The sequence below is a fragment of the Okeania sp. SIO2F4 genome, assembly GCF_010672385.1.
Taxonomy (GTDB): Bacteria; Cyanobacteriota; Cyanobacteriia; order Cyanobacteriales; family Microcoleaceae; genus Trichodesmium.
Map to the genome: position 1 here is coordinate 1 of NZ_JAAHGT010000499.1, position 6926 is coordinate 6926.

Here is a 6926-nt window from a genome sequence, read left to right on the forward strand (position 1 = left end):
TTCTAAGTTTAGTTCTGCTAATGTTAAAGCAAATTTATCTTCTTCAACAGGAGGATGAATATTAAGATTAATTCCTACTTCTTCTAGAATTTGGGCAGCATTATACTTGTATGAAGAGTTTGAGTTGGCAATTTCAGTCAATACTTCAATCGCACATTGATAAGTAGGATGTTCTGGAAAAGTTTCATGGATAAACAGTATAGAATATATGATTTTTTCAAAATCATTCCAATTATTTGTTGAACTATTAAGTGCTTCAGTTAAATAGTTAAGGAGAGATTCTTTAATATCTCCATCAGAAATTTTCACTAAGCTTTGAACAGCTATTCCTTGATACGGTATTTCTTCATTTTCACCACTACTTATAGATAGCAACTCTTGAATAGTATCTCGATCTCCATGACCTATGTTTCCTAAGATCCTGATAATTTCATAATGGCAGGTGTAGCTTTTATTTTTCAATAATTTAATCAAATGCTTAATGACTTTTTCCCGATTTGTTTGCTCAAGGATAACTCTAGCATCATGTGTAATTGGGTCAAATGGAAAATTTTTCAGACTTAAATAGATAATATGCTTGATAATTTCATCGCTGAGACAACTATCAAACTCTGTCATACATACTGCTGCCAAAAAACGCGCTCTTTGTTGATAAAAATAATGTACTTTATCTTTACCCTTAAATTCAATTAATGCCTTGATAAATTCTTCTTTTGTTTCAGATGAAATATCTTCACGCCCCAACCATAATAAAATTACCTCTTGCCACTGAGGCTCAAAAATCCTATAGACACAATCTTTGCCATTATGTTGTAAAAAAGGATTCGGATTTTCATTATTATGATTCAGGAAAAAATCCCAATGCGGAACTGCCAATGCTGCAAAATATTCCTGAAAAGTAGGATGCAAAAAAGCATAAACTTGCTCATCTGGATCTTTTTCATCTGCCATTGCTAATCCTACTTTATTCAAGCATCCTAATTTTAACGCCCACCAAAATAGAGATTTTTCTTGCTTCGGTTCCCCTAAAAAATCTTTGATAAAACTCTCTCTTAGTCGAAACTGAGAATCTACACCATCAATCGCTTTTTTTGCCAACTCTCCTAAAGCTTGATTTAGTTCTTTTTGCTCCTTTGGAGGAAGTACAAAATCTTGGTTATCATCTTTCCAAAGATAGTGTGTTTCTACCAATCTTTGATAAATTCCTGCCTTAGTATCTGGCAACTTTCCCTGTCTTATTTCCCAGGTTCGACATAATAATGTTAACCGTAGAGGATTTTTGATTAAATCTTTAATCCGAGCGCTAGATTTTTCCAACTCTTCCCATAACTTTTGACCTAAATTAGATGATTCAGCAAACCATTTTTCCAGAATAAATTCCTTGACTTCTTCAGGATAGGAAAAATCCAGATTTCGATAAACATCAAAATCATTAACAATAGCGTTTTTTTCCACATCCCAAATATTCAACCGACAACTCAAAATTATCCGCCCTTGACTCACCCAACCTTGTTTAATTTCCTGAGCAAGAATAGTCAGCGGGTTGCCAAATTTTCCTGCCATCTCATCCACACCATCTAACAGTAACCAGACCTTACTATCCTCAAATTTTTCAACAAAATTATCTTGTAATTCTTCGGGAATTTTCCGAATAGATGACACTGCGGTAGGTGAGATTTGCTTGATAATTGGCAATGCTGCTTTTAACCAATTTTCCAGTAAATATTCTTCTAGTGTTTTGCTATTTTGCCAGTCTGCCAAATCTATCCAAATAGGTAAACCACCACTATTTAATATCTCAAAAGCAACTTTCTGTAATAGGGTAGTTTTTCCTGCTCCTGGTTCTCCAATAATAGCGATGCGTCGCCCCTGACTTTTGTGACTTTTCCCTTGTTGGATGACTTGTTCAAAAAATACTTCATTTTCTATAGGGGTAACTTTTCCTTGGTAAAACTCCGAGCCTTTTTCTGCTGAAATATTAGGATTTGGTCGCTCTAGTTTTTGACGTTCAACTAATCCTAAATTTTTCTCTTGTTCAAAAAATACTTCATTTTCTATAGGGGTAACTTTTTCTTGGTAAAACTCCGAGCCTTTTTCTGCTGAAATATTAGGATTTGGTCGCTCTAGTTTTTGACGTTCAACTAATCCTAAATTTTTCCCTTGTTCAAAAAATACTTCATTTTCTATAGGGGTAACTTTTTCTTGGTAAAACTCCGAGCCTTTTTCTGCTGAAATATTAGGATTCGGTCGCTCTAGTTTTTGACGTTCAACTAATCCTAACGGAATATAAATATCTAAGACTTGTTTATTTTCTACTCCCGTCAGAGAGCGTGTTGTTAACCATTGTTTTTTTTGTTGCTTTAGCATTTCATCGCAGATTTTTTGCCAGTCAATAAAAACGTTCAAGTTTTGATTATTAGATTTTTCAGTTTTGCTCTGAGAGTAAGATATATATTGTTTATTTAAAAATTCTTGTAAGAGTTTACCTTTTCCTTTTTTCTGTGAATCTATCTGAAATTTATCATACACTTTTCCCAATCTTGTCTTAACAGCAGATTCGCCTAGATTCAAATTACTTGCCAGTTTGACAATACTTCTAATCTTTCCTTTCTCACCAAACATTTCGATAAATACTTCTCTTTCCAATTCATCTAAACTGTAACTGTCTGCCATATATTCTAAAAATTTTTCCCAAGATTCTGCCATAAATTTTATTCCTCTTTTTACTTACAACAAAAATAAATTATAACTGAAGCTATTTTTCTTCTCAATCATTACTACAGCAATTCCCATCTCTGAATGAAGTACAAAATTCCTTTGTTTTAGGGAGTAGGGAATAAGGAGTCTTCATTAATTAATAATTGATAATGGATAATTGATAATTACAAGAAGGTTAAAACCGTTCGGGAATTGAATATAAGGAAATATTATTTCTTTTTTTTTCCCTTAAAATGGTCGGCTTCAAGGCGCGAATTATTTAATTACTAATTATTCGGTAATTCGGATTACAAGGAATAAAAAAGAAGAAAAAAACGGTGTTGCTGAATCAAGGTATAAAAATAAAAACTGAATAATCTCAAGTATTTGTTATTCAATAGTTTAGCAATTGTCAAAAAATACAAATCATACCCAACCATCAGCTAATAATTAATAATTATCTTTCCTTGAAAATAAGAGGATTGACTAATCATGAAAATTTTTTCTTGTTTCTCCACGGCGAGTGAGAGGCTTTAAACCTTAATTATTCGGTAAATCAAGAGATAAAACTTTAAGAGCAGTCTGTTTTCAGTACCTCTAAATATTTAACCAGAGTAAGTGATGGGTATCACCTCTAATATCAAATCATCTTACCAATTACCAACGCCTGAGAAACGGTATATATTTTTATTTACTTCTACTTTTTGGATACATTAATTGTACTTTGTTTGTACTTTCATTAGACCATAAGTAATTCAGGAAGTCTTAACATAGATTTAGTAGAAAAATTAAAACTAAAGGAAAATAAAATGACAAATTCGATTGAGTACATCAAATTAGCTAAAGAATTTGCCGATCAATATGGCATAGAATATTTAGACCGCCTTATAACACTAGCTGAAAATAAGAATCTCCCCAATATTCAATCAAATATTAGTCACACAAACCAAGTCAACCAAGAAACAATATTAGAGGAAGTTTTAGCATCAGGTTTTCAACTCAACCCTTGGCTAAAAAACTTAATTTTCATCAACTCCCTTGAAGTAGTTAGACAAGCGATCGCTGTTGTTGAAGAAAATGAAATTTGGGGAAATGTTCGTAACCGGGAAGGTTTATTAGTCGAGGCTATTCGTAACCAATGGAAACCTAAATTTTTAGCTTAAAACTGTATTTTTGGATGAAATAGAATTAATATAGTTATTGACTAAAGGTTTTTTGGAAAAGCATTTATTTATTAGTGAGGTTGAGATTTATATTAACAGTCTGTTTTGGTTTTCTTAACCTCTTCTTTCTTTCTGAAGAATCTATTATTCATTTCTCTTCATCTTCCCACTAACTAACTAAAAGCAAAATTCCTATACTTTTAAGTTTTATAGGAGGTAATTATTGAGGTAAGCATTCAGCTATTAGCTTTTCAAATAAAGAATCAAGGAATGACCAATATTAGCGGAAAAGACTATTTTATTCACAACTTTTAATTCTCCTTGAATACTAATTCCTCCTGACAAGATAATGAGTTAATAACCCATAGCTGATAGCTGTTAGCTGACCGCTGAATGCTTATACCAATTCCCATGCATTAACGCTCTACTTGGATCGATCTTCAGTTATTAAGTAATTAAACATTATGTAATGACTTTTTTGTGAGGGGTGAGTAAATTTAGCATTAATTATTCTTATGTTGTACGGACGTTGCATACAACGTCCCTACCTCCCCCACTCCCCAGACGGACCAGACGGACCACACTCCCCAGACCGACTAAATTCCCCCCACTCCCCCACTCCCCTACTCTGAAATAGATAAACTTTTTGAGAAATGGTATTACTTATTGAGATTCTATTATTGTAGTTTTATATATCGGTAGCTAGAGAAATATTAATTTTTTTTCCTCCAATCAACCCAGAAATATTTAGCTTATAATCAAATCAAATTACCAAGGATAAAATTATGGTTCAAACTATACCAGCAACAAATATCACATTCTACGAATTAGAAACAAACTTTAACCTCCAGTTAGTAGAGAATGAACAATTTTTCCGGGAATGGCAAGATAATTTACCAGAAATTACAGACTCAGAAAAACAACACCTTGACCGAGTTAAAGCAAGTTATTTTAACTTAGAAAAATATCCCCCAATCTTAGAAAATACTGTCAAAATGGTTGTCTTATCTCCTCTATTAAATTTAGCGGGATTTTATTTACTGCCTTTTCATATTAAATCGGAAAAATCTATAGAAATTTCAGATCAATATGAAGGAATTATTGTTAGAGGAAAACTTGATATATTAACTATCTTTAATCAATTCTGAGTCTTAGCGATCGAGTCTAAAGCAGCTACATTTTCCCCCGAAGTTGATAAACCTCAACTCTTAGCATATATGTTGGCAAACCCTAACCCAGAAAAACCAGTCTACGGCATGATTACCAATGGTAGTAGCTTCATTTTTATCAAATTAATTCAGCAATAAACACCACAATATGCTTTATCTAGATTGTTCTATATTTTCAATCCAGGAAATGACCTTTATGACGTTTTAAGAGTATTGAAATGTTTGGGTCGATTGGCAATTAATAACTAACATTATTTCTTGATCTAGAACATTTGAGATCAGATTTTCAGTCTAAAAAGCTAAAAAAGTTAGCATTTTGATCGGACAATATTTCTCACTCCTAACTCTCCCTACGCTTCTCACACTATGCTTTTTTTTAGCAACATTAATTACCTAAAAATTCAGGTATAAAGCCTCTCCATTCATGGAGAAAAAGCGGGCGAGTAATGGATGGGTTAGCTAACCATATCCAATTGACCAAGAGAAAATATTCGATTCAATATTTCAATCCCAATACTTCAGGTAGAGAGAGATACTGATAACTGATAACTGATAACTAATAACTGAAATGACTCCCTGTTCCCTATCTCAACACAAATAATGATAATATCAAGAAGTTCATTCATTATAGTTTTCTTAATTTGTCAGTAAAAATGTCCCCAGAACAGTTTGTATCATCTAGTTTTTGGCGTGCTAAAATGAAGACCTACTTCAAACTTATGGACGTCGATAAAAATGGGGTTTTAACCCTCTCCGACTATGAAGAAATTGCAAATCGTTTAATTCAACTTCAAAGCGATTCATCAAAGGATGAAGAAATTCGTAAAATGTGTCGTTCTCTGTTTCAGAGTTTTATGGCTGGAGGAGAACCAGTTGATGATAATACTCAAATTACTGAAGAAGATTTAATCGCTAAAGTTGCAAAGATGGTATCATCAACTGAACCATCAGTACTTGAAGTAGGTAGAAAGAAAAACGAAATTTTTTTCGATATCATTGACACCGATCATTCTGGGCAAATATCTCGTGAAGAGTACCGAAAGTACCTAGCAATATACACTGGAGTAGAGCAACCCGATCATGCTGACCAAGCTTTTGATAGTATTGACTCAGATAAGTCAGGTTCTATTAGTCGTGAGGAGTTTGTCGAAGCTCATATACAATACTGGTTTGAACCTGGCGACGATCGAGAAAATCCTCCCCTTCCCTATGGACAATTAGCCGATTCATAGAACTTTTGTAAGATATCCTTGTACGAATGGGTAAACCACAGTAGGGATGTTCCATGGAATGTTCCTACAAGGTTCCTGTTTATTCCTAATTATGTAAAGACTTCTGGAAGAAGTCAGAGAATAGGGAATAGGGAATAGGGAGATGAAATTATTTATTTCAGCTCTTAAATTGATTTAATTAAAAATTTTGCAAGAGGTCTTAACTAATACCGTTTCACGGAATTAAAAATTCACAATTCAACATTCAAAAGTAATATTTTATAGACTCATAACTTTGACACTACAGTAATTTCAGGAAATTATTTCACATCTAAAGTTTGAAACTATTTGTGAAATTCTTAAAGTGAATTTGTATAATGTCTAATAACTGATAACTAATAGACATCTCCAAAAATCAAAATTCAAATCAATTCTTCTTCCCTGTTCCCAGTCAAGTGTTAAGTGTTCCCTCTTTTCTGGAGATGTCTAATAACTGATAACTAATAACTGTTTTACTCGCAGCGCCAAATTTTTACAGTATTGTCACTACTACCACTCACAATAGTATTATCATTAGCACTAATCGCTACAGAATTTACATCCTTAGAATGTCCGGTTAAAGTATCAATAACTTCTCCAGTTTCCATATTCCAAACTTTAATCCTCTTATCCGCACCACCACTAAT

General features: G+C 33.0%; 5 protein-coding genes. 3 read left to right on the plus strand and 2 right to left on the minus strand.

Features of this window, described 5'->3' with window-relative positions; all coding sequences use genetic code 11:
- Positions 1 to 2706: NACHT domain-containing protein (locus F6K22_RS25780; RefSeq protein WP_293104594.1), on the minus strand; the 2706-nt coding region annotated here is incomplete at its 3' end.
- A gap of 800 nt (positions 2707 to 3506) precedes the next feature.
- Between F6K22_RS25780 and F6K22_RS25785 the strand changes: the two genes are divergently transcribed.
- From F6K22_RS25785 to F6K22_RS25795, 3 genes are all read left to right on the plus strand, one after another.
- Positions 3507 to 3860, plus strand: a complete 354-nt coding sequence (locus tag F6K22_RS25785) for a hypothetical protein (RefSeq protein WP_293104597.1) — start codon at positions 3507 to 3509, stop codon at positions 3858 to 3860.
- Positions 3861 to 4645: 785 nt separating this feature from the next.
- Entirely contained in the window at positions 4646 to 5008 is a 363-nt protein-coding gene (locus F6K22_RS42485) for a hypothetical protein (protein WP_363274431.1), read from the plus strand.
- 674 nt (positions 5009 to 5682) lie between these two features.
- Positions 5683 to 6261: an EF-hand domain-containing protein gene (locus F6K22_RS25795; RefSeq protein ID WP_293104600.1), complete on the plus strand. Its 579-nt coding sequence runs from the start codon at positions 5683 to 5685 to the stop codon at positions 6259 to 6261.
- 491 nt (positions 6262 to 6752) lie between these two features.
- Here F6K22_RS25795 and F6K22_RS25800 read toward each other — a convergent pair whose 3' ends face one another.
- On the minus strand, positions 6753 to 6887 hold the full coding sequence (locus F6K22_RS25800) for a WD40 repeat domain-containing protein (protein ID WP_293104603.1): 135 nt from the start codon (positions 6885 to 6887) through the stop codon (positions 6753 to 6755).
- Positions 6888 to 6926 lie beyond the last annotated feature (39 nt).